The organism is Gandjariella thermophila, assembly GCF_005405885.1.
In the GTDB taxonomy this organism is placed as follows: domain Bacteria; phylum Actinomycetota; class Actinomycetes; order Mycobacteriales; family Pseudonocardiaceae; genus Gandjariella; species Gandjariella thermophila.
Genome location: NZ_BJFL01000009.1, coordinates 111,390 through 134,558 on the forward strand (window position 1 = coordinate 111,390; position 23,169 = coordinate 134,558).

Here is a 23,169-nt window from a genome sequence, read left to right on the forward strand (position 1 = left end):
GTCGGTGGACGACGACGAGCTGAGCGGTGCCGCCCCGGCCGCCGACGGCGCCGCCAGCACGCCCGGCGGCGCGGACGGCGAAGCCACCGGCGCGCGGTCGAAGCGTGACGAGGCCGACTCCGCGACCGCCACCGGTTCGGCGACCGCGACCGGCACCGCCGGTGCGGACGACGGCGAGTCCGCGAGTGGACACACAGCGTCCGCAACCACTGGCGATTCCGCCGGCGAGCACGGGGACACCGAAGACGGGCGCGCGGTGACGGCGGATGCGGGTAAGGCCGGTGGTGGTCGGGAATCCACCGAATCCACGCCGGGCGGACCGGAGGGTGCGAACGGCGCCGCCGAGACCGGGGAAGCGCCGGCCGGCAAAGAGAAGTCGGCCGACGAGACGGTTCGTATCCGAACCGACGCTCCGGAGTCCGAGGCCGGAGGGGACCTGGACGCCGAAGCCGCTGGCGATGACGGCGCCGCCGCCGGTGATGCCGACGCTGCCGACCCGGCAACGGACGACGGTCCGAAGCGGATGGACGACGCCGAGGACAGCAAGGATGCCGGTGCCACCAAGGCCAGTGCCACCAAGGAGGCTGGCGACGCCGAGCAGGCGAAGGACGCCGAGCAGGCCGAGCACGAGCAGGACGCAGAGCCGCCGTCGGTCGGCGAGGAGTCCGGTGATGAGCGGCCGACCACCGACGCCACCGCGGGTGTGGCGGCCGAGCAGGGGGAGCACGCCGACGACATCGAGGCGGACGGCGAGAACGCCTCGACGCCGGCGGAGAGCGCCGAGGAATCGAGCGCGGAGCCACAGACCGACGCGTCCGTCAGCCCTGCGGACGGCGACGCCGAGCACGCCAGTGGGCCGGGCTCCGGCGACGGCCGAGCGGAGGCGACGGAACGCCTTCCGGTCCAACCCACGCCCCCGGCGGCCACCCGCCGGGAGTGGCCGACCGAGGATGGTGACGCGCAGGAGGCCGCGCCGTCCGAGACCGCCGGCAAGCCGGAACAGGACCGTTCCAACGCATCCGTGACCGCCTCGGACATCGATGCGGGGGACGCTGGGGTTTCCGCGGCGGGCGACGAGACGCCTTCCGGCCGGGTCGAGCGGAACGAGAGGACGGCGCCCGCGGAACCGGAGACGGTCCGGGCCGACCTGGCTGCCTCGGCCGAGAAGCCGAAGCCCGGTGAGCCGGGCAGCGAGGACGCGGAAAAAGCGGACGGAGAGACCGCCCCGGACCCGGGAACCGGTGCCCCGGCAGGAAGTGCCGAGGAGACTGCGGTAATCCGCCCCGCGCTCGATGCCCCCGAGCCCGCGACCGAGGAAGCTGCGACGACCGGGGAGGCCAGGGGCGAGGAGGAGGTCGCCGACGAGGCGGCAACCGATTCGGTGTCCCGGCCTGACGACGGGGCCACGGGCACGACGACCGGCACGGGCGACGCGACGGCGGAGACCGAACCGGGCGTGGCGACGGCCGCCGAGACCAGTGCGGATGACGAGGCCGACGCCGCCACGGCGGAGACCGGTAGCGAAGCACCCGACGTCGATGCCGCCGGCGCCGAAGCGGCCAGTGCCGAGCCCGCCGATACGGGTGCGGGCGAGGCGGACCCGGCCGTGGATACGGCCGAGCCACCAGCGGCCGAGACGGCAACTGCTGAGCCGCAGGCGGCCGAGACCGAAGAGGCTCGGGCCGAGACGGCTGCGGCGGAGCCGGAGACCGCCGAGACCGAAGACGCCCAGGCGGAGACGCCCAGGGCGGCAGAACCACAGGCGGAGACCGCCGAAGCGACCGAAGCGGTGCCGGCCGAGGCCGAGGCGGCAGCACCGGAGGCAACGCCAGCCGAGGTGGAGGCGGACGAAGACGAGGCGGTCGCAGCAGAGCCAGCCGCGGAAGAGGCGGCCGAGGGGGAGACGGCGCCTGCGGAAGCCACGGAGGCGGCGGAGCAGCCGGGCGAGCAGGCCGCCGCCACGGGTGAGCAGGCCGCGCGTGACGGCACCGCGACGCGTGACGACACGAAGGCTCGGGACGAGACCGAGCGAATCGGGACCGCCGAGCGCGACGACGCCGGCACCGGCGTCGCCGCTGAGGCCCCCGACCAGCCCACCGGGCAACGCGAGGACGCCGAGGGCCGCGAGGACGCCGGCGGGCAAGCCCGCACTGCGACGAAACCGGCCGACAAAGCCGGCCACCGCACCGCCGACAAACCTGACGAGAAGCCGGCCGACAAACCCGACGGCAAGGCCGGCGAGACGCCGGCGGACAGGCCCGACGACGAGTCGGGTGACGGCGGCGGGACCGACCAGGCGACCGTGCGGGTTCGCCGGCCCCACCCGCCGGGACCGCGGCGGCCACAGGGACCCGTACCGCCGCAGGGCCCGCCAGGTGCGCCGCCACGGCGGCCACCCGTACCGCCCGTCGGCCGGCCCGGCCCGCCCCCGCCGAGGCGGCCGGTCGGCTACTCCCAGCCGACCCCGTACCCGCGCCCACCGCAGCCCGGGCCACGGGTGCCGCCCCAGCAGCCGCCGCGGCCGCGCATCCAACCTCCGCCGCAGCGGTCGCCCCAGGGCCCGCCCGGGCCGCAGGCGGGGCCGGATCCGGCCACGGTGACCATGCCGGCCCCGCGGCACCCGGGCACCGGCCTGCTGCCGGGGCGGCCGGCCGCCGAGCCGGCCGCGCTCCCGGGCGGCGTCGCCCCGCACGCGGAACCGGTCGCCGGGCGCCGCCGCATCCCGCGGTTGCTGGTGATCGTCACCGCCGTGGTGCTCGTCGTGGCCGTCGGTGTGGCGGTGGCGCTGACCACGTCCACGGGCCAGCCGGAGATCGCCGCGGCGCCGGCGCCGGTGGAGGTCAACCCGGTACTCAAGGGCGTGGGCACCGGCGCGCCGGCGCCCACCGCGCAGGGCCTGGCGAACGCCCTCGCCGGCGTCATCGGGAACCCGGTACTCGGCACGCTGACCGGCACCGTGGTGGACCCGGCCACCGGCACGACGCTGTGGGAGCGCAACCCGACCGTGCCGCTCGCGCCCGCGTCAACCGGCAAGCTGCTCACCGCGGCCGCGGCGCTGCTCGCCCTGGACCACCAGGCGCGGTTGACCACCCAGGTGGTCGCTGGGCCGGAGCCGGGCTCGGTGGTCCTGGTCGGCGGGGGCGACCCCACGCTCAGCTCGTTGCCGGACGGCCGGGAGTCCGTCTACCCGGGGGCCGCGCACCTCGACGACCTGGTCCGCCAGGTGAAGGCCAACGCCGGGGGCCAGGTGCGCAAGGTGTACGTGGACCTCGGCCGCTACCGGGGCGACACGCTGGCCCCCGGCTGGGACCCGAGCGACGTCACCGGGGGATCGGTGGCGCCGATCGTGCCGGTGGAGCTGGACGGCGGCCGGCTGGACCCGCTCGCCGCGGAGGGCCGGCGCAACGGCAACCCCGCCCAGCAGGTGGCCGGCGAGGTGGCCCGCGGGCTCGGCGCCGACCCGTCGTCGGTGGCCGTCGGCAGCGCGCCGGCCGGCGCCCGGGTGCTCGGCCAGGTGCGGTCCGCGCCCATCCCCGACCTGGTCGACAACTTCCTCACCATCTCCGACAACGTGCTCGCCGAGGCGGTGGCCAGGGAGTTGGCCAGGGCTACCGGCAACGAGCCGTCGTTCGCCGGCGGCTCGAAGGCGGTGCTGGACGTGTTGCGGCGCAACGGTTTCGACCTCACCGGGGTGCGCATGCTGGACGGCAGCGGACTGTCCACGCAGGACCTGGTGCCGGCCAAGCTGCTCGGGTCACTGCTCACCGTGGCGGCCGGTGCCGGTGACGACCCGAGGACGGCGAAGTTGCGGCCGTTGCTGGACGGCCTGCCTATCGCCGGCGGCAGCGGGACCCTGGCCGACCGCTACCAGAACGGGGCTGCCGCGCCCGGGAAGGGCTGGGTACGGGCCAAGACCGGCACGCTGAGCGGCGTCAACACCCTGGCCGGCACGGTGGTGGACGACGACGGCCGGCTGCTGGTGTTCGCGCTGATGTCGAACAACGGCGCGCAGTCCAACGACGAGGTGCGCGCCGCGCTGGACGCGATCGCGGCCACCCTGCGCGGGTGTGGCTGCCGCTGACCGGCACCGCCCCGATCGGTGTGTCCGGGAACACAGCTGGGCCGCCGGGACGCCCCCCGTTTCGGTTGACCGGGCCCGAACCGGGGTCCGCCGCTGACGTGAAGGCGTTCTGGCAGGTAGCGTCGAGGGGGTGAACCTGGGGACGGCAGCCCGTACGGACCGGCCGGCGCACGGGCCGGCGCCGGTGGACTGGGGGCTGGCCGCGGCGGCCGCCGAGCGGCTGGTGCCCGGCGGCCCGATCATTCCCCGGGACGAGGCCGACCACGTGGTGCGGCAGCTGCGCGAGCTGACCGTCATCGCCGAGGAGCACGTCCGCGCGCTCACCGGCCTCGGCGCCGACCTGCCGATGCGCCAGGGCGAGGTGGTGGACCGGCGCGGCTGGGTGCGGGCCGCGTCCGCCGGCCTGGCCGCGCTCACCGAGGACGCGCTGCCGCCCGGATATCCCGGGCCGTTCGGCAGCGTGCTGGCCGGCACGGCCGGGGTGCAGGCGGGCATGGTGCTCGCGTTCCTCAGCTCCCGGGTGCTCGGCCAGTACGACCCGTTCGGCACCAGCGAAGGCCGGCTGCTGCTGGTCGCGCCGAACGTGGTGGCCGCGCAGCGCTCCATGGACGTGCCCGACGAGGACTTCCGGATGTGGGTCTGCCTGCACGAGTGCACCCACCGGCTGCAGTTCACCGCGGTACCCTGGCTGCGCGAGCACTTCGCCACCGAGGTCGCCCGGCTGATGTCCACATTGGATGCTTCGGCGGTGGGTGCGCTGACCCGGCTGCCCGAGGCGGTCCGCGGCATCCGGGAGCGGGTGCGCGGCGCCGAGGGGCTGTCCGCGCTCGGCCCGATCGCGCTCAGCGAGCTGCTGCAGTCCCCGGAGCAGCGGGCCGCGCTGGACCGCATCGTCGCGCTCTCCACCCTGCTGGAGGGCCACGCCGACCACGTGATGGACGCGGTCGGGCCGAGCGTGGTGCCCAGCGTCGCGGTGATCCGTGCCCGGTTCACCGCGCGGCGCAGGGGCGGCGGGATGCTGGACCGGTTGCTGCGCGCGCTGCTCGGCGTGGAGGCCAAGGTGCGCCAGTACGCGGAGGGTTCCGCCTTCACCCGGCAGGTCATCGACGCGGTCGGCATGGCCGGCTTCAACACCGTGTGGACCTCGCCGGACACCCTGCCGACCCGCGCGGAGATCACCGACCCCGGCGCATGGCTGCGCCGGGTGCACGGCTGAGCGGAGCCCCGTGGCGGGACCGGATCCAGCGCTCGCCGCGGTGCGCACGGCGGTGCGCCGGCTGCTGGACGACGCCGAGGCCGCCGGCCATCCGGTCGGCGAGGCGATCGCCGTGGCCTGCTCCGGCGGCGCCGACTCGCTCGCCCTGGCGGCGGCCACCGAGCACGTCGCCCACCGCCGCGGCATGGCGGTGCACGGGTTGGTCGTGGACCACCGCCTGCAACCGGGCTCCGCCGAGGTGGTCGAGTGCGCCGCCGCCCGGCTCCGCGCGTTCAACTTCGACGCGGTGCGGGTGTTGCCGGTCACCGTGGACGGCCCGGGCGGAACGGAGGCGGCGGCCCGCCGGGCTCGGTACGCCGCGCTGCGCGCCGCCCAGCCCGCACCGGACGCGCTGATCCTGCTCGGGCACACCCTGGACGACCAGGCGGAGACGGTGCTGCTGGGGCTGGGCCGCGGCTCCGGACCCCGGTCGATCGCGGGCATGCGCCCCCTCGACCCGCCGTGGGGCCGGCCGCTGCTGGACATCCCGCGCGCGGTCACCGAGGCCGCGTGCCGGGCGCTGGGCGTCGAGCCGTGGTCCGATCCGCACAACGCGGACCCGCGGTTCGTCCGGGTCCGGCTGCGCGCCGAGGTGTTGCCGCTGCTGGAGGAGGTGCTGCAGGGCGGCGTCGCGGAGGCGTTGGCGCGCACCGCCGCGCAGCTCCGGGAGGACTCCGACGCGCTGGACGCCCTGGCCGACGAGCTGTTCGCGCGGGCCGGCGCGGGTGCCGACCTGGCGGTGGCGCCGCTGGAGAGCGCGCCGGCGGCGGTGCGGCGGCGCACCCTGCGCCGCTGGCTGGCCGGCCGCGGTGTGAGGGACCTCACCGACGCGCAACTCCGCGCGGTGGACGCGTTGGTTGGCCGATGGCGAGGTCAGGGCGGGGTCTGGCTGGCCGGCGGCTTGGTCGCCGGGCGGGCACATGGCAGGCTCACGGTTAACCCGATGGAAAGCGCACCAGGCGGGAATCCTGCCTAGCGGTGGAGAGAGGGGAACTCGGCCGGTGTACCAGGACGATGTCGCGTCAGTGCTCGTCACCGAGCAGCAGATCAGCGACAAGATCGCCGAGCTGGCCAAGCAGATCGCCGCGGACCATCCCAGCGACGGCACCAAGGCCGACCTGGTGCTGGTCGGTGTGCTCAAGGGCGCGGTGATGTTCATGACGGACCTGGCCAGGGCGCTGCCCGTGCCGGTCCAACTGGAGTTCATGGCGGTCACCTCGTACGGGTCGGCCACCTCGTCCTCCGGCGTGGTGCGCATCCTCAAGGACCTGGACCGGGACATCGCCGGCCGAGACGTGCTGATCGTCGAGGACATCATCGACTCCGGGCTCACCCTGTCCTGGTTGCTGAAGAACCTCGCCTCACGGCAGCCGGCCTCGCTGGAGGTGTGCACCCTGCTGCGCAAGCCGGACGCGGTGAAGGTGGACGTCCCGGTGCGCTACGTCGGCTTCGACATCCCCAACGAGTTCGTCGTCGGCTACGGCCTGGACTACGCCGAGCGCTACCGCGACCTGCCCTACATCGGCACCCTCGACCCCAGGGTGTACTCCAGCTAGCAGCCACCTCCGAGGTTGCCTGTGCCGGCCAAGGGCGCTCGAGGGCGCGCTCTTCGAACTAGCAGTGCGGCCGGCACTGGCGTTCGACCAGCGCGTTGAACAGCACCTTGCTCATGTCCGACGGGGTGGCCGCCTGGTAGGCCTTGCCGCCGGTCGCCGCGGCGATCTGGTTCAGCGCGTCCATGTCCGCGTCCGGCCCGATGGCCACTGGAACGATCACCACCAGCCGGTTCGGGTCGAACTCCCGGCGCAGCGTCTGCACCAGCGCGTCCAGGTCCATGTCCCCCTGGCCGTCGCCGTCGATGCCGTCGGTGAACAGCACCACCGAGTTCACCTTGGTGGGGTCGTAGTCGGCCAGCGCGGCGCGGTAGGCGGCCAGCGTGGCGGCGCGCAGCCGGGAGTTGCCGCCGACCATGCCGGGTAGCGCGGCCAGCCCCTGCTTCAGCGCGTCCCGCTGCGTGCCGTCGCCGACCGGCCTGGCCAGCGGGTTCACCGGCTGCAATTCGGTCCAGCCGTTCGGCGGGCTCTGCTGGCTGGAGAACGCCCACAGCCCGATGTTCGAGCTGTCCGGTTGCAGGCTGAGCGCGGCGAGCGCGGCGTCCCTGGTCAGCTCGATGAGGCTGGGCCCGCCCGCGATGCGGGCGCGCATCGACGAGGACACGTCGAACACGGTGATCATGCGCGCGTCGACGTTGATCACGCTCCACACCTTGAGCAGTTGCGCGGCGGCCGCCGGGGTGGGAATGGGCAGCAGCCGGGGTGCCTCGCGGCGCACGCCGTTGCTGTCCGTCCAATCGGCCGGTGCGGTCCCGTCCGGGCCGCGGAACCCGGCCTCGGTGAACTGCTGCAGCGCGGCCGGTGTGCGCAGCGCCGCCTCGAACGCGTTCACCGCCTCGTCGGTGCCGGCCGGCTCCCCGGGCCTGGCCAGCCGGACCACCGGGTGGTCCAGGTCGATCGTGCCCTCCTGCGGGTACACCGCGACCACCTCGCGCCGGCCGAGTTGGCGGTCGTGCGCGAAAACCGCCTGCTCTGTCGCGGTGAACAGCGGCGAGCCCGTGCCGTTCGCCTGCACCCGGCCGAACGCGTCCTGCACGCTGAGGACGGAGGGGTGCGCCAGCTTGAGCAGCGCGCCCACCAGGGTGGCGGTGGGGCTGCCGTCCGTGCTTCCGGTCAGCCCGGCCAGCACGGCCAGCGTGGCCAGGCCCTCGGTGCTCGAGTTCGGGTCGCTGATCAGCACCTGGGTGGCCGGGTCGATCAGTCGCCGCCAGCTCACCGGGGAGTTCGGCCAGCCCAGCGGCCGCACGGTGGCCTCCGTGCCCGCCACCACCAGCGGCGTGCTGACCAGCGAGGAACGCACCTCCAGCCGGGGTGCGGCGTTGCCCTGGCCGGACACCGCCTGCTCGGCCTGCTGCGCCCACAGCGACGAGTCCGGAATCCACATCACCGGAGGATTGGGCTCCCCGTTGGGCAGGCTGGCGGCCACCTCGGCTGCGTTACGCGGGGTCACCTGGATCCGCACGCACCGGCCGGCCGCGGTGGGCTGGCCGCGCTCGTAGTCGGCCGCGATCTGCCGCACCACCTGCTCCATGTCCGGAGCCACGGCGACCGGCACGGGCAGGTCTCCGGAGCAGCCGGTGCCGGCGCGCATGCGTAAGCCGACCACCGTCGCCGCCGCGGCGGCCACGGTGAGCAACAGAACTCCCAGGAGGAGGACCGGGCGGCGGAGTACCCTGGGGCGCCTGGTCTCGTGACGACCACTCATCCTGCACCTGACCCGTGCGGCTCTGTGCTTGTTCCGGAACGTGCGCCGCGCTCACGTCGCCGGGGTTGTCACTCGTTTGTCTGAAGACTTTCCGCCGGTTGATTGCCCCGCGTAGCCGCACAGCCTCGCACGCCGCGGCCCTTATCGTGATGGGTCGAATATGGATTCACTCTTTCGGTCCAGTGTTCCATCTGGCTGTTCGGCGTACCGCGATCGTCGGGACGGCGGCTCCGGGAGGTACCGTGGAGGCCGGCTACCGAGGTGCGAGAGGTCATCTCGTCGGCTGGGGTGGGAACACCGCTCGCCGCCCGCCCGTTGGTGCTCTAGGCGGATGTGGTCCCACCAGTTCCGGACTCGGGGCGGTGTGCGTACCGCGCCGGGCGGTAATCTGGTTGGACCGGGGTGCCCCGTCCGCCCGGGCGGTGGGTCGCCACAGCCCGACGTGCAAGTCAGGGAGGGTCGAGGCCGCCCGTCGGCCGTGAGTGAATGGACCGCAAGCGTCTGCTCCGCAACCCGCTGATCTGGATCATCGCGGTGTTGCTGCTCTACTACGCCTTCAGCGTGTTGTTCGACGACACGAGGGACTACGCCCCCAAGCCGACCTCGGTCGCGTTGCAGCAGGTGCAGAACGGCAACGTCGAACAGGCCACGCTCGAGGACAAGGAGCAGCGGCTTCGGCTGACTCTGAAGAGTCCCGTCGACGGCCAGACCAGGATCATCAGCCAGTACCCGGCCGGCGGGACGGCGATCGTCTTCCAGTCTCTGCAGGGGAAGAACGTCAACTTCGACACGAAGGTGACGCAGGACTCCTTCCTTTCCCAGATGCTGGTGTACCTGGTGCCGCTGGGCCTCATCCTGCTGCTGCTCATGTGGATGATGAACAACGTCCAGGGTGGCGGTAACCGGGTGCTCAACTTCGGCAAGTCCAAGGCCAAGCAGTTGTCCAAGGACATGCCGAAAACCACCTTCGCCGACGTCGCGGGTGCGGACGAGGCTGTCGAGGAACTCGAGGAGATCAAGGACTTCCTGCAGAGTCCCGGCCGGTACCAGGCGCTTGGCGCGAAGATCCCCAAGGGCGTGCTGCTGTACGGCCCGCCGGGCACCGGTAAGACGCTGCTGGCCCGCGCGGTCGCCGGCGAGGCGGGCGTACCGTTCTACTCGATCTCCGGCTCCGACTTCGTGGAGATGTTCGTCGGCGTCGGCGCCTCCCGGGTGCGCGACCTCTTCGAGCAGGCCAAGCAGAACGCGCCGTGCATCATCTTCGTCGACGAGATCGACGCGGTCGGCCGGCACCGTGGCGCCGGCCTGGGCGGCGGCCACGACGAGCGCGAGCAGACGCTGAACCAGTTGCTGGTGGAGATGGACGGGTTCGACTCGCGCGGCGGGATCATCCTGATCGCCGCGACGAACCGGCCGGACATCCTCGACCCGGCGCTGCTGCGGCCGGGCCGGTTCGACCGGCAGATCCCGGTCGCCGCGCCGGACCTGAAGGGCCGCCGGGCGATCCTCACCGTGCACGCCAAGGGCAAGCCGTTCGCTCCGGACGTCGACCTCGACGGGCTGGCCAAGCGCACCGTCGGCTTCTCCGGCGCCGACCTGGCCAACGTGATCAACGAGGCGGCGCTGCTCACCGCGCGCCAGCACGGCAGCCTGATCACGGGTGCCGCCTTGGAAGAGTCGGTGGACCGCGTGATCGGCGGTCCCGCACGGAAGAGCCGGGTGATCTCCGAGAAGGAGAAGAAGATCGCCGCCTACCACGAGGCGGGGCACGCACTCGCCGCGTGGGCGATGCCCGACATCGACCCGGTCTACAAGGTCACCATCCTGCCCCGGGGCCGCACCGGCGGGCACACGCTGTCCGTGCCCGAGGACGACAAGGAGCTGATGACCCGCTCCGAGATGATCGCCCGGCTGGTGTTCGCGCTCGGCGGGCGGGCCGCCGAGGAGCTGGTGTTCCACGAGCCGACCACCGGCGCGTCCAACGACATCGAGCAGGCCACGAAGATCGCCCGCGCGATGGTCACCGAGTACGGCATGAGCGCCCGGCTCGGTGCGGTGAAGTACGGCCAGCACGAGGGTGAGCCGTTCCTTGGCCGCCAGATGTCCCACGCGCCGGACTACTCCCTCGAGGTCGCGCACGAGATCGACGAGGAGGTCCGCGCGCTCATCGAGGCCGCGCACGACGAGGCGTGGAACGTGCTCAACGACTACCGGGACGCCCTCGACGCGCTGGTGCTCGAGTTGATCGAGCGGGAGACCCTGCAGCGCAAGGACCTGGAGCGCATCTTCGCCACGGTGGACAAGCGGCCGCGGATCACCAAGTTCAACGACTTCGGTGGCCGCACGCCGTCGGACAAGCCGCCGGTGAAGACCCCGGCCGAACTGGCCAAGGAGCGCGGCGAGCCGTGGCCGCCGCAGCAGGAGCCCGAACCCACTCCAGTGGGCGCGCTGCCCGGCGGGCACGACACCCCGGGCGGGCCACCACGCCCCGCCCCCGAGGCGTCCGGGCCGAACGGGCGGGACCCGCACGCCGGGCACGAGCAGCAGCCCTCCGGGACGCAGCAGGACGGCCAGTCCTACCCGCCCACCGTGCACCTGCCCGGCTCCGGGCAGCGGGGCAGCACGGCGGGGCCGCCGAACTACGACGCGCCTCCGGGCTGGAAGCCGGCCACCGTGCCCGCAGACCAGCAGGGCTGGTCGCCGTCCTGGGACCGCCCGTCCGAGCAGGAGCAGGGCGGCCAGCACGAGAGGGAGTCCAAGAACGAGCAGGAGGCCATGCGGCGGTCGATCGACACCGATCGGGACAGGCGCTGACCCGCTCCGGCCGCAGCCGTTGGAGGTGGTGGCGGTGACCGGCACGGTGAACTCCGCGGACTCCGTTCCGGTAGCCGGTCCTTCGGGCCGCCGACCGGGGTTCGACCAGGCCAGGGCGGAGAACGCGGTGCGGGAACTGCTGCTGGCCTGTGGTGAGAACCCGGACCGGGAGGGCCTTCGGGACACCCCGGCGCGGGTGGCCAGGGCCTACCGCGAGCTGTTTGCCGGGCTGCACACCGACCCGGACACGGTGCTGTCCCGGACCTTCGACGAGAGCCACGAGGAACTCGTCCTGGTCACCGACATCCCGCTGTACTCGACCTGTGAACATCATTTGGTGCCGTTCCACGGGGTGGCGCACGTCGGGTACATCCCGGACGTGCAGGGCCGGGTCACCGGGCTGTCCAAGATCGCGCGGCTGGTCGACCTGTACGCCAGGCGCCCGCAGGTGCAGGAGCGGCTCACCTCGCAGGTGGCCGACGCCCTGGTGCGCAAGCTGGACCCGCGCGGGGTGATCGTGGTGATGGAGGCCGAGCACCTGTGCATGGCCATGCGCGGCATCCGCAAGCCCGGCACCAGGACGATGACCTCCGCGGTGCGCGGCATCTTCAAGACCTCGGCGTCGTCCCGCGCGGAGGCGCTGGAGCTGATCAAGGGGCGGCGGTGACTCACCCGCTGCTGCCGAGCCCGGGCCGGTGCGTGGTGATGGGCGTCCTCAACGTCACGCCCGACTCGTTCTCCGACGGCGGCCGCTACCTCGACCACGACGACGCGGTGGCGCACGGCGTCGCCATGCACGCGCGCGGCGCGGACCTCGTCGACGTCGGCGGCGAGTCCACCCGGCCGGGCGCGGAGCGGGTCGCGCCCGACGTGGAGGCCGGCCGGGTCGCCCCGGTGATCCGCGCGCTGGTCGCCGAGGGCGTGCCGGTCAGCGTGGACACGATGCGCGCCGAGGTCGCGGTGGCCGCGCTGGAGGCGGGGGCCACCGTGGTCAACGACGTCTCCGGCGGGCTGGCCGACCCCAACATGGCCAAGGTGGTGGCGGACGCCGGCGTGCCGTGGATCCTGATGCACTGGCGCGGGCACAGCCGGGAGATGGACCGGCTGGCCGAGTACCGGGACGTGGTCGCCGACGTGCGCGCCGAACTGTCCGGCCGGGCGGACGCGGCCATCGCCGCCGGAGTCGACCCGGGTGCGCTGGTGCTCGACCCGGGGCTGGGCTTCGCCAAGCGCGCCGAGCACAACTGGGCGCTGCTGCACCACCTGCCCGCCCTGCTGGACCTCGGCTTCCCGGTGCTGGTCGGCGCCTCCCGCAAGCGGTTCCTGGGCTCGCTGCTGGCCGGTACGGACGGCACGCCGCGACCGCCGGACGGCCGGGAGGACGCCACCGCGGCGGTGTCCACGCTGGCCGCGTTCGCCGGCGCCTGGGGCGTGCGCGTGCACGACGTGGCACGGTCGCTGGACGCGGTCACCGTGGTGGCCGCGTGGGCCAGGGGAGGACCGCCATGAGCGCGGCACGCCGCGGCGTGCGGCCGGGCGCCGAGAAGGGCCCGCGATGAGGGTCCCGAGCCGCGGCACGGGGAAGGACCACGGCGCGTGGACTCGCGGAAAAGGAGGTGCGCGGTGACCGACCGGATCACGCTCACCGGCCTGCGGGTGCGGGGCTACCACGGCGTGTTCGAGCACGAGCGCCGGGACGGCCAGGACTTCGTGGTGGACGTGGTGGTGTGGCTGGACCTCGCCGGCGCGGCGGCCAGCGACGACCTGGCCGACACGCTGCACTACGGCGAACTTGCCGAGCGGGTCGCGGCGATCGTCGGCGGCGAGCCGTGCGACCTGATCGAGACGGTGGCCGGCCGGATCGCCGACGACGTGCTCGCCGACCAGCGGGTGCAGGCCGCCGAGGTGACCGTGCACAAGCCCGCCGCGCCGATCCCGCTGACCTTCGCCGACGTCGCGGTCACGGTGCGCCGCGCCCGCCGGTCCGACCGCGGTCAGGTGGTGCCGGCATGAGCCGGCGTGCCGGGGAGAACCCGTGACGCGGGCGGTGCTGTCGCTCGGGTCCAACGTCGGCGACCGGCTGGGCTACCTGCAGTTGGCCGTGGACGGGTTGGCGGACGTGCTGGTGGCCGCGTCTCCGGTGTACGAGACGGCGCCGTGGGGCGTGACCGACCAGCCCGACTTCCTCAACGCGGTGGTCGTCGTTTCCTCGCCGGAGGTGGACGAGTGGGGTTGGCTGGCGCGGGCGGAGCGGCTGGAGCGGGCCGCCGGCCGGGTCCGGGAGATCCGGTGGGGACCGCGCACGCTGGATGTCGACGTGGTGACCGTGGACGGGGTGCGTTCCGACCATCCCGACCTGCTGCTGCCGCATCCCGGCACGCCGGAGCGCGCCACCGTGCTGGTGCCGTGGCTGGACGTGGAGCCGGACGCGGTGCTGCCGGGGCACGGTCGCGTCGCGGACCTGCTCCGCGACATGAGTACCGAGGGCGTTCGCCGGCGGGACGACCTCACGCTGCGAGTTCCCGGACCGGCGCGGGAATCATGACCCGACCGGCTGAACTTTCCGGTGGCATCCGCCGTGCGGCTGATTGTCCTGCCCCGACAGCCGACTCGCTCCGCACCCGGCGGATCGCGGCGACCTCGGCGTTTTCCGTGGCCGCTAGGCCGGCGCGCCCCCGTCCGGGGCTCGCTCGTCCGGGTGGGATTTCAGGATGAGATTCACCAGAATCAGGGACCTGGTCACGGTTGCGGTGGTCGCCGCGGTGCTGGTGCACCTGCTCGCGCGGCTCGCCTACGGCTCCCTTCCGCCGCTGCCCACCTTCGCCGGGGTCACCCTGCTGATCCTCGCCGTGATCGAACTCGTGCTCGGCTTCAACCTCCGTGCACGGATTAATCGCAAGCCGGGCGCGGCCCCCGTCCAGCCGCTGACCGCCGCCCGCGCCGTCGCGCTGGCCAAGGCGTCCTCGCTGGTGGGAGCCATCATGGTGGGCGCGTGGGTGGGGATACTCGGCTACGTGGTGCCGCGCCGCAGCGACCTCGCCGCGGCCGCGAGTGACACCCCGAGCGGGATTATTGGCGTGCTCTGCTCGGCCGCCCTGGTCGGTGCCGCGCTGTGGCTGGAGTACTGCTGCAAGACGCCCAAGGGCCCGGAGGACGAGGACGAGTACTCCCGTCGGTGATCCAAAGGTCTCAGGCGGATAACTCCCCGGTACCTTTGTAGCCATGACCGTCCGCAGCGCCTCCTCCGAGCAGGTTGACCGAGGCCGTGGTGCTGGGCGAGCGCTGTTGATTACGGTTCTGGTGCTCTCCCTCGCCGCCACGGCGGTGCTCGTGCTCAGCGACAACGCCCGGTGGCTGCGCCTCGGCGTGGTGAGCGCGCTGTGGTCGGCCCTGGTCGGCGCGTTCCTCGCGGCCAAGTACCGCCGGCAGGCGGTGGCCCGCGAGGAGGAGGCCAGCGAGCTGCAGTCGATCTACGAGCTGGAGCTGGAACGCGAGGTCGCCGCGCGGCGCGAGTACGAGTTGGAGATCGAGGCGGAGACCCGGCGCCGGATCGAGGAGGAGACCAGCGAGCACCTCGAGGCGCTGCGGTCGGAGTTGCACGCGCTGCGGGAGAACCTTGAGGCACTGCTCGGCGGCGAGGTGCTGGTGGAACGGGTCGCGCTGCGCGCCGAGTCCACCAGGATGCGCTCGCTGCCCGACCAGTCCCGGGTGATCTCCGTCGGCGACGACCGGATGGCCGGCACGGCGGACCGGCCTCGGCTGACCGCGGGGGCGGGCGCACCGGGCCAGCGACCGCCGAACGGGGAGCGCCCCACCGAGTTCGCCGACCGCTTTCCCACCGAGCCCAGCCGGCCCAAGGAGCAGCAGCCCCGGGTCGACCCGACCCGCCGCGAACCCGCGCGGCCGGAGCCCGGCCGGCCCGAACCGCCCCGCCGCGAGCCGGCCAGGACGCCACCGCGCCAGCAGCCCGTGGCCGCGGCGCGCCGCCCGCAGGTGGGCGGTGGCCTGCGTGGCGTCCCCTACGACCCGCCGCAGCCGGGGCGCGGCACGCCGGGCTGGCCGACGAGCGAGCCGCGCCAGGAGAGTTTCTCCGGCGGGCTGACCCCGCCACCGAACGGGCGCGAACCGGTGCCGCCGCCGACGCCGAACGAGCAGACCTTCGTCACGAACGAGCCGACCACCTTCGTCGGCCCGGTGCGCGTGGGCAAGTCGATCCCGGCCCGGCCGCTCCGCTCGGACCAGCAGATGCCGCAGGAACTGGTGGAGCCGCGCCCGGCCGCGGCCGCCGCCGACGGGACGGCGCGCCGCGAGGCCCCGCTGCCCCGGCGCGAGCAGGGGGCCTCCGAGTCCCCCGCGGCGCGGCCACCGGCCGCCGCGCCCCGCGGCGCGGAACCGGGCCGGCACGGCGTCGACCGGGAAACCACCGGCCTGCGGGCCACCCCGCCGACCTCGCCGCCCCCCGGTGGCCGCCGACGTCGCGCCGACGACGATGGTTCCGGCTACGGCTCGCCCGGCGGCCGGACCGGCGACGACCCGAGCCCGCGCCCGCCGACCGCACCGGAGCCGGCGGCCGCCTCCGAGCCGAGGCGGGCGCAGCGCAATGGTGGCGGCGGGGCGCACAGCGAGGGCACGTCGGTCACCGAGTTGCTGGCCGCGTACGGCGCGACCACCCCGCGCCGGCACCGCCGCCGCGCGGAGTAGCCCGCGCCCGGGCTACTTGTCGATGTCGCCGACGACCACGGCGAACGAGCCGAGCACCACGGGCAGGTCGGCCACCCGGGTGCCCGGCAGCAGCGCGGACAGCGCCTGCACGTTGTTGAACGACGGGGTGCGCAGCTTCAGCCGCCACGGCGTCTTCTCCGCGCGCGACACCAGGTGCACGCCGGCGATGCCCAGCGGCGCCTCGGTCCACACGTACACCGATCCCTCCGGTGCCTTGACCGCCTTGGGCAGCCGCACGTTCACCGGCCCGGCCGGCAGGCGGTCCAGGCATTCCGCGGCCAGCCGCAGCGACTGCTCGACCTCGTCGACCAGGCAGCGCACCCGGGCGAGCGTGTCGCCCTCGGCCCGCACCACCGGGCTGACCGGCAGGTCGCGGTAGGGCGGCAGCGGGTCGTCGCGCCGCAGGTCGACGTCCACTCCGGAGGCGCGACCGGCCGGCCCGGTCACCCCGAGCGCGAGCGCGGCGGCGCGGTCCAGCACGCCGATGCCCGCGTGCCGCGCGACGAAACCGTCGTCCGCCACGGTGGCCGCGCGGACCGCGCCCATCAGCTTGTCTACAGTGGACAGCGCATCGGCGACCCGGCCGGTCCACCCGGCGGGCACGTCCTCGCGCAGCCCGCCGATGCGGTTGGCCATGAAGTGGATCCGCCCGCCGGACGCCTCCTCCATGACCGCCTGCACCGTCTCCCGGCCGCGCTGCGCGGCCGCGGTGCCCTCGGTGGGCCGCCCGTCCGGGGAGCGGGTGAGCGGGGCGAGGAAGACCAGGTGGGCGAGCACGCGGTTCAACTCGCAGAGCAGCACGCGCAGCCACTGCGCGCGCGGTGGCACCTCCATCCCGTTCATGCGTTCCACGGCGAGCGCGACGGTCATCTCGTTGCCGAACGCGGCCAGCCAGTCGTGCCGGTTGGCCAGGGTGAGCACCTGGCGGTAGTCACGCACCTCGAAGAGCTTCTCCGCGCCCCGGTGCAGGTGGCCGACCAGCGGCTGGGCCGAGACCACCTCCGGGTTCCCGGGATCGCCGCGGACGGTCAGCCGCAACCGGTACGCGCCGTGCGCGGAGGGGTGCAGCGGGCCGAGGTCGACCACCCGGTCCACGCCCAGGTGGGCGGCGCCGGCGCCGACGCCCACGGTGATCTCCTGCGACACACCGTCATGCTCGCACGGCAGGTCAGGGCCGCCACGGCGGGAGCGGCGGGAGCAGGTCGGCCACCGGGACACCGCCGGTGGTCTGCAGCAGCCAGCCGAAGGCGCCGAGGCCACCGGGGGCGCGCAACTCGGCGACGCGGCCGGCCCGCCAGGAGGCGTCCAGCCAGGCCATCGGATCGGCGCCGGCCAGCCCGGCGGCCGGGGTGTCGGCGGTCAGCCCAAGGGCGGCCAGCGCGTCCCGCTGCGCCACCAGGACGGTGCCGGTGACCGTGCCGGTGGCCTCGGCGGCCGCCGCGCAGGCGTCCAGCGCCACGTGCGCGGTGAGGTCGCGGCTCCCGTCCGGCACCGGCGGCAGCTGCCGGCCGTGCCGGTAGCCGGTGAGCGTGCCCGCCGGGTAGCGGCCGGCCGCCCGGTCGGCGAGCAGGTGGCCGTAGTCGACGGCCAGCGCCGCACCGGCCCGCACGGCCGCCACCGCGCCGGCCCAGGCCGCGTCCCTGGTGATGCCCGCCTCGGCCCGCTCCCCCTCGGCGGTCCGCGGCCACCAGCGGCGCAGCCAGGTCGCCGCGCCGGAGTCCACCGGATCACCCACCGCCTCCGCGCCGGACGGGTTGACCAGCACCCGGTGCCACCGCGGCCCGCACCGGGTGACCACCGGGCAGGGCACCGCGTCCAGCCATTCGTGGCCGACCAGCAGCCCGGCCACCCGTTCCGGTGGTTCGGCCAGCCACCGCACGCCGGGCGCCGTGTCCGGCGGCGGGGCCAGGTCGACGGCGGAGACCCGCAGCCGCCGGCCCAGCTCGCCGGTGGCCAGCGCGCGCACCGTGCCGGCCAGCTCACCACCGCCCGCGCCCACGTCCACGAAGTCGAGCGTGGCCGGGTGGCCCAGCGCGGTGTCCACCCGGCGCAGCAGTTCGAGCAGCGCCTCGGCCAGCTCCGGCCCGACCAGCGGTGCGGTGCGGAAGTGCCCGGCGGGGCGCTCGCCGCGGGCGAAGAAGCCGCCCGGCCCGTACAGCGCGTCGAACCAGGCGTCCGTCCACTCCCGACATCGCGGCACGCCCGACACGCTACGCGGCGGTCTCGGCCGCGCCGCCCGCGGCGGCGAACACGGTGTTGCTCAGGAGTTCGCGTTGTTCGGCGACGCCAGTGCCGTGTCACCACATCGGCCGCTCGCACGGGCCTGGCGGCCCGTGGTCGCTGGACCGGTCCTGGGCAACCTCGCTGGCCGCGTCGGCTGGGCCGGCTCCGAACAACCCTCACGCTGCGTCATCACGGTAGTTGGCTTGGGTGGTTCCCTGCCGTGTGACGGGTTGCGACACAGCGCGGCATCTAGGGTTCGTAGCGTGACCGAAGCCGCAACTCCGACGTCTTCGCGCACCGAACGGGGCGATCGTCACCGGGCCGTGTTGCTGCCCGTTCTCGGCCTGTCCGCGCTGGGCCTGTGCGGGCTGGCGCTGGTCGGCGTGGGCACGGCGAAGGTCGGCGCGGTGGCTGTGCTGGTCGGCGCGGCCGCGGCGCTGCTCCCGGTGACCATCGTGGTCGGCGCGTTCCTCTGGGTGGACCGCTGGGAGCCGGAGCCGGCCCGGCTGCTGCTGCTCGCCTTCGCCTGGGGCGCCTGCGGCGCGACGATCTGCGCGCTGGGCATCAACAGCACCGCCGAGGTGCTCGGCGACCTGGTGCTCGGCCGCGGTCACGGGGACACGCTGGCCGCCGTGTACACCGCGCCGCCGGTCGAGGAGGCGGCCAAGGGGCTGTTCCTGATCGGCATGCTGGCCTGGCGGCGGCGGGAGTTCGACGGTTTAGTCGACGGCATCGTCTACGCCGGAGTCACCGCCGCCGGCTTCGCGTTCACCGAGAACATCTACTACTTCGGGCGGGCCTTCGCCGAGGGCGGCTTCGGCGGCGCCAGCCGCGGCGTGGTCGCGGTGTTCATTCTGCGCGCGGTGCTCGCCCCGTTCGCCCACCCGCTGTTCACGACGATGACCGGGATCGGCGTGGGCGTGGCCGCCCGGGCCAGGTCCCGGTCCGGCCGGATCCTCGCCGTGCTCGCCGGCTACCTGGGCGCGGTGCTGCTGCACTCGCTGTGGAACGGCACGGCGACCTTCGGCAACGGGCACACCTTCATCGACGTCTACTTCCTGGTCATGGTGCCGATCTTCGCCGGAGTGGTGACCCTTGTGGTCTGGCAGCGGCGCCGGGAGCAGCGGGTCCTGCTCGCCCAGTTGCCCGGCATGGTGCGCGCCGGCTGGGTCACCGCGGACGAGGTCGCCCGGCTGGGCAGCCTGCCCGCGCGGCGCGGCTGGCGCGGCTCGGTACGCCGGGAGGCCGGGGACACCGCGGCCCGGGCCATCGCCGCCTACCAGGTCGCCGCCACCGAACTCGCCTTCCTCTGCCATGCCGTGCAGCGCGGCACCGCCGGCCCGGAGGCCGACGTGCGGCTCCGCGAACTGGTGCGGGCGCTGCGCGCGGCCCGCGCCGCGGTGCCGGACCCGGCTCCCCCGGCAGGGGAATCGCCGGATGCACACCCGTGAGGCGAGCACCACGCCGGCCACCCAGGTGAAGCTCGTCACCCGCGCGTCACGGCCTCTTTCGCCGCGGGCTACTCTCGCGCCGTCGTCCGGTACCCGCGCCGGTGCGGGACTGGAACGCGAAGGAGCGACACGCATGAACGCCCCGGGAACAACCCCGTGACCAGGCCCGATGGTGCCCCGCGGCCGGCCCGGCTCGCGGTCGGGGTGATCTCGGCCGGCAGGGTGGGAGCGGTGCTCGGCGCGGCGCTGGCCCGCAGCGGACACGTCGTCGTCGCCACCTCCGGCGTGTCCACGGCGTCCGTGCGGCGCGCCGAGGAACTGCTGCCGGACGTCCCCCTGCTCGACCCGCCCGCGGTGGCCACGCGCGCCGATCTGGTGCTGCTCGCCGTTCCCGACGACGCGCTCGCCGGCCTGGTCCGCGGGCTGGTGGCCACCGGCTCGCTGCGCGCCGGCCAGATCGTGGTGCACACCTCCGGCGCACACGGCGTGGACGTCCTCGAACCGGCCGCCTCGCTCGGCGCGCTGCCGCTGGCGCTGCACCCGGTGATGACCTTCACCGGCCGCGGTGAGGACCTGGAGCGGATCGCCGCCTGCTCGGTGGGGATCACCGCGGCCGAGGGCGACGAGGCCGGCTGGCACGTGGGCGAGGCGCTGGTGGTGGAGATGGGCGCCGAGCCGGTGCGGGTGCCGGAGGCGGCGCGGCCGCTCTACCACGCCGCGCTCGCGCACGGCGCCAACCATCTGGTCACCCTGGTCGCCGAGTGCGCCGACCTGCTGCGCGGCGCCGGCATAGAGCCGGCCGAGCGGATGCTCGGCCCGCTGCTGTCCGCGGCGCTGGACAACGCGCTGCGGCACGGGGACCGCGGGCTGACCGGGCCGGTCGCCCGCGGCGACACCGGGACCGTGCGTGCCCACCTGGACGTGCTCCGGCGACGCGCGCCGGATGTCCTGCCCGCCTACGTCGCCATGGCCCGGCGCACCGTCGACCGCGCCAGCCGCGCCGGCCTGCTGCGCGCGGACGCCGCCGCCGACGTCCGCGCCGTCCTCGCCCCGGAGGAGGCTTGATGACCACGCGCGCGAAGCCCGCGTTCCAGCCCGGTGAGCTGCACGTGTACCGGGAGCCGGCGGAGCTTGCCAAGGTGACCAGGGCGCTGCGGGCCACCGGCCGGAAGGTGGCCCTGGTGCCCACCATGGGCGCGCTGCACGACGGGCACCGCGAGCTGATCCGCCGCGCCCGGCGGATTCCCGGCACCACCGTGGTGGTGTCCATCTTCGTGAACCCGTTGCAGTTCGGGCCGAACGAGGACTTCGAGCGCTACCCCAGGCCGTTCGACTCCGATGTGGACGCCTGCCGGGAGGAGCGGGTCGAGCTGGTGTTCGCGCCCGGGGCCGAGGACCTCTACCCGGAGGCCGCGCAGGTCACCGTGCAGCCCGGACCGCTGGGCGAGGAACTGGAGGGCGCCAGCCGGCCCGGTCACTTCGCCGGTGTGCTCACCGTGGTCGCCAAGCTGTTCAACATCGTGCGGCCGGACTACGCCTTCTTCGGGGAGAAGGACTACCAGCAGCTCGTGCTGGTCAAGCGGATGGTGCGGGACCTGAACATGGACGTCTCCGTAGTCGGGGTGCCCACCGTGCGGGAGACCGGCGGGCTGGCGCTGTCCTCCCGCAACGCCTACCTCAGCGAGGCCGACCGGGAGTCGGCGCTCGCGCTGTCCGCCGCGCTCACCGCCGGGGTGCACGCCGGTCCGGGCGGACCGGACGCGGTGCGCGCCGCCGCGGAAGAGGTCCTCGCCACCCGCCCCGAGGTGCGGGTGGACTATCTCGAGCTGCGTGACCCCGCGCTCGGACCGGCACCCGAGCGCGGCCCGGCCCGGCTGCTGGTCGCCGCCAGGGTCGGCGCCACCCGGCTGATCGACAACGCCCCGGTGCTGCTGGGCGCTGCCGACCACACCGCCGACACCGGATCGCTCACGGATCGGTAGAGGGAGATCACCATGCTTCGGACCATGCTCAAGTCCAAGATCCACAGAGCCACGGTGACCCAGGCCAACCTGCACTACGTCGGCTCGGTGACGATCGACGAGGAGCTGATGGCCGCCGCCGACCTGCTGCCCGGCGAGCAGGTGGCGATCGTGGACGTGACCAACGGTGCGCGGCTGGAGACCTACGTCATCACCGGCGAACCCGGCAGCGGGGTGCTCGGCATCAACGGAGCGGCCGCGCACCTGGTCAAGCCGGGTGACCTGGTGATCATCATCTCCTACGGCGTGATGGACGACGCCGAGGCCCGCGACTACCAGCCGAAGATCGTGTTCGTGGACGCGGAGAACCGGGTGGCGCACCAGGGCACCGATCCGGCGCACGCCCCGGAGGGCTCCGGGCTGATGACCGGGGCGGTTGCCGCCGAGCCGCCGGCCTCCGAGACCGAGGACGCCGCCCGGCTGGACGCCCTGCTCCAGGCGGACAGCTAATGCTCCTGGCGATCGACGTCGGCAACACCAACATCGTGCTCGGCATGTACTCGGGCCGGGGCGAGGGCGCGCACCTGCTACGCGACTGGCGCATGCGCACCGATCCCAGGATGACGGCCGACGAGATGGCGCTCACCGTGCGCGGCCTGCTCGGCGAGTACGCGGAGAAGATCACCGGGATCTCCGCGCTGTCCACGGTGCCCGCGGTGCTGCGCGAGATGAAGGTGATGCTCGGCCGGTACTGGGACGCGGTGCCGCGGGTCATCGTGGAACCCGGGGTGCGCACCGGGGTGCCGCTGCTGGTGGACAACCCCAAGGAGGTGGGCGCGGACCGGGTGGTGAACACGCTGGCCGCGCACCACCTGTTCAACACCGCGTGCGTGGTGGTCGACTTCGGCACGTCCACCAACATCGACGTGATGTCGGCGAAGGGCGAGTTCCTCGGCGGCGCGTTCGCCCCGGGCATCGAGATCTCGGTGGACGCGCTGGCCGCCCGCGCCGCCCAACTGGTCAAGGTGCAACTGGTCCGGCCGCGCTCGGTGATCGGCAAGAATACCGTGGAGTGCCTGCAGTCCGGGCTGCTCTACGGGTTCGCCGGCCAGGTGGACGGGCTGGTCCGGCGGATCACCTGCGAGCTGGAGCAGGCCGACGCCGGCCCGGTCACCGTGCTGGCCACCGGCGGCCTGGCGCCGCTGGTGGTGGCGGAGTCCACCACGATCCAGCACCACGTGCCCGACCTCACCCTGCTCGGACTGCGGCTGGTCTTCGAGCGCAACACCACATGACCGGAACTCGGCGGCGGGCGGAAAGCCGCGTCGCCTACCCTTGCAACCC

General features: G+C 74.3%; 19 protein-coding genes. 16 read left to right on the top strand and 3 right to left on the bottom strand.

Annotated elements, in window-relative coordinates; all coding sequences use genetic code 11:
• The first annotated feature begins 4 nt into the window (after window positions 1-4).
• The 4 genes from dacB (at window position 5) to hpt (ending at window position 6,892) form a co-directional block, all read left to right on the top strand.
• Entirely contained in the window at window positions 5-4,081 is a 4,077-nt protein-coding gene (gene dacB, locus FFT21_RS11845; protein WP_137813865.1) for a D-alanyl-D-alanine carboxypeptidase/D-alanyl-D-alanine endopeptidase, read from the top strand.
• A gap of 130 nt (window positions 4,082-4,211) precedes the next feature.
• Window positions 4,212-5,297, top strand: coding sequence for an Rv3626c family coenzyme F420 biosynthesis-associated protein (locus tag FFT21_RS11850; RefSeq protein WP_225978325.1), 1,086 nt, complete (start codon window positions 4,212-4,214; stop codon window positions 5,295-5,297).
• A gap of 10 nt (window positions 5,298-5,307) precedes the next feature.
• Window positions 5,308-6,312, top strand: a complete 1,005-nt coding sequence (gene tilS, locus FFT21_RS11855) for a tRNA lysidine(34) synthetase TilS (protein WP_137813866.1) — start codon at window positions 5,308-5,310, stop codon at window positions 6,310-6,312.
• A 25-nt stretch (window positions 6,313-6,337) separates the two neighbouring features.
• On the top strand, window positions 6,338-6,892 hold the full coding sequence (gene hpt / locus FFT21_RS11860) for a hypoxanthine phosphoribosyltransferase (RefSeq protein ID WP_137813867.1): 555 nt from the start codon (window positions 6,338-6,340) through the stop codon (window positions 6,890-6,892).
• A gap of 58 nt (window positions 6,893-6,950) precedes the next feature.
• Here the strand turns inward: hpt and FFT21_RS11865 are convergent, their stop codons facing one another.
• Complete coding sequence (locus FFT21_RS11865) at window positions 6,951-8,576, bottom strand: substrate-binding and VWA domain-containing protein (RefSeq protein ID WP_225978334.1); 1,626 nt, start codon at window positions 8,574-8,576, stop codon at window positions 6,951-6,953.
• 564 nt (window positions 8,577-9,140) lie between these two features.
• Here FFT21_RS11865 and ftsH point away from each other — a divergent pair.
• From ftsH to FFT21_RS11900, 7 genes are all read left to right on the top strand, one after another.
• Window positions 9,141-11,468, top strand: coding sequence for an ATP-dependent zinc metalloprotease FtsH (gene ftsH, locus FFT21_RS11870; protein ID WP_137813869.1), 2,328 nt, complete (start codon window positions 9,141-9,143; stop codon window positions 11,466-11,468).
• Between the two features lie 46 nt (window positions 11,469-11,514).
• The gene (gene folE, locus FFT21_RS11875) at window positions 11,515-12,135 is read left to right on the top strand and encodes a GTP cyclohydrolase I FolE (protein WP_137813935.1); all 621 of its coding nucleotides are present in this window, start codon (window positions 11,515-11,517) and stop codon (window positions 12,133-12,135) included.
• A 38-nt stretch (window positions 12,136-12,173) separates the two neighbouring features.
• The gene (gene folP, locus FFT21_RS11880) at window positions 12,174-12,977 is read left to right on the top strand and encodes a dihydropteroate synthase (protein WP_137813936.1); all 804 of its coding nucleotides are present in this window, start codon (window positions 12,174-12,176) and stop codon (window positions 12,975-12,977) included.
• Between the two features lie 114 nt (window positions 12,978-13,091).
• Window positions 13,092-13,481 (top strand): dihydroneopterin aldolase, encoded by a 390-nt coding sequence (gene folB, locus FFT21_RS11885; protein WP_137813870.1) that lies wholly within the window; start codon window positions 13,092-13,094, stop codon window positions 13,479-13,481.
• A gap of 22 nt (window positions 13,482-13,503) precedes the next feature.
• Window positions 13,504-14,013, top strand: coding sequence for a 2-amino-4-hydroxy-6-hydroxymethyldihydropteridine diphosphokinase (folK, locus tag FFT21_RS11890; RefSeq protein WP_137813871.1), 510 nt, complete (start codon window positions 13,504-13,506; stop codon window positions 14,011-14,013).
• A gap of 166 nt (window positions 14,014-14,179) precedes the next feature.
• Window positions 14,180-14,647: a DUF3180 domain-containing protein gene (locus tag FFT21_RS11895; RefSeq protein WP_137813872.1), complete on the top strand. Its 468-nt coding sequence runs from the start codon at window positions 14,180-14,182 to the stop codon at window positions 14,645-14,647.
• Between the two features lie 106 nt (window positions 14,648-14,753).
• Complete coding sequence (locus FFT21_RS11900; RefSeq protein WP_137813873.1) at window positions 14,754-16,169, top strand: DUF6779 domain-containing protein; 1,416 nt, start codon at window positions 14,754-14,756, stop codon at window positions 16,167-16,169.
• Between the two features lie 12 nt (window positions 16,170-16,181).
• On the opposite strand, the gene FFT21_RS11905 is transcribed toward FFT21_RS11900, so the two are convergent.
• The gene (locus tag FFT21_RS11905) at window positions 16,182-17,336 is read right to left on the bottom strand and encodes an NADH-quinone oxidoreductase subunit D (RefSeq protein WP_137813874.1); all 1,155 of its coding nucleotides are present in this window, start codon (window positions 17,334-17,336) and stop codon (window positions 16,182-16,184) included.
• Window positions 17,337-17,358: 22 nt separating this feature from the next.
• On the bottom strand, window positions 17,359-18,390 hold the full coding sequence (locus FFT21_RS11910; RefSeq protein ID WP_137813875.1) for an SAM-dependent methyltransferase: 1,032 nt from the start codon (window positions 18,388-18,390) through the stop codon (window positions 17,359-17,361).
• Window positions 18,391-18,736: 346 nt separating this feature from the next.
• On the opposite strand from FFT21_RS11910, the gene FFT21_RS11915 reads away from it, so the two are divergent.
• From FFT21_RS11915 to FFT21_RS11935, 5 genes are all read left to right on the top strand, one after another.
• On the top strand, window positions 18,737-19,864 hold the full coding sequence (locus tag FFT21_RS11915) for a PrsW family intramembrane metalloprotease (RefSeq protein WP_137813876.1): 1,128 nt from the start codon (window positions 18,737-18,739) through the stop codon (window positions 19,862-19,864).
• A gap of 156 nt (window positions 19,865-20,020) precedes the next feature.
• The gene (locus FFT21_RS11920) at window positions 20,021-20,929 is read left to right on the top strand and encodes a Rossmann-like and DUF2520 domain-containing protein (RefSeq protein ID WP_137813877.1); all 909 of its coding nucleotides are present in this window, start codon (window positions 20,021-20,023) and stop codon (window positions 20,927-20,929) included.
• Window positions 20,929-21,846, top strand: a complete 918-nt coding sequence (gene panC / locus FFT21_RS11925; protein WP_137813878.1) for a pantoate--beta-alanine ligase — start codon at window positions 20,929-20,931, stop codon at window positions 21,844-21,846. The genes FFT21_RS11920 and panC overlap by 1 nt, the downstream gene beginning before the upstream one ends.
• 12 nt (window positions 21,847-21,858) lie before the next feature.
• Entirely contained in the window at window positions 21,859-22,335 is a 477-nt protein-coding gene (panD, locus tag FFT21_RS11930) for an aspartate 1-decarboxylase (RefSeq protein WP_137813879.1), read from the top strand.
• Window positions 22,335-23,120, top strand: a complete 786-nt coding sequence (locus tag FFT21_RS11935; RefSeq protein WP_137813880.1) for a type III pantothenate kinase — start codon at window positions 22,335-22,337, stop codon at window positions 23,118-23,120. The genes panD and FFT21_RS11935 overlap by 1 nt, the downstream gene beginning before the upstream one ends.
• Window positions 23,121-23,169 lie beyond the last annotated feature (49 nt).

Coding starts and splice junctions, on each gene's coding strand:
- FFT21_RS11895 (WP_137813872.1), top strand. CDS start 14,180: ATGAGATTCACCAGAATCAGGGACCTGGTCACGGTTGCGGTGGTCGCC.
- ftsH (WP_137813869.1), top strand. CDS start 9,141: ATGGACCGCAAGCGTCTGCTCCGCAACCCGCTGATCTGGATCATCGCG.
- panD (WP_137813879.1), top strand. CDS start 21,859: ATGCTTCGGACCATGCTCAAGTCCAAGATCCACAGAGCCACGGTGACC.
- panC (WP_137813878.1), top strand. CDS start 20,929: ATGACCACGCGCGCGAAGCCCGCGTTCCAGCCCGGTGAGCTGCACGTG.
- FFT21_RS11935 (WP_137813880.1), top strand. CDS start 22,335: ATGCTCCTGGCGATCGACGTCGGCAACACCAACATCGTGCTCGGCATG.
- folP (WP_137813936.1), top strand. CDS start 12,174: ATGGGCGTCCTCAACGTCACGCCCGACTCGTTCTCCGACGGCGGCCGC.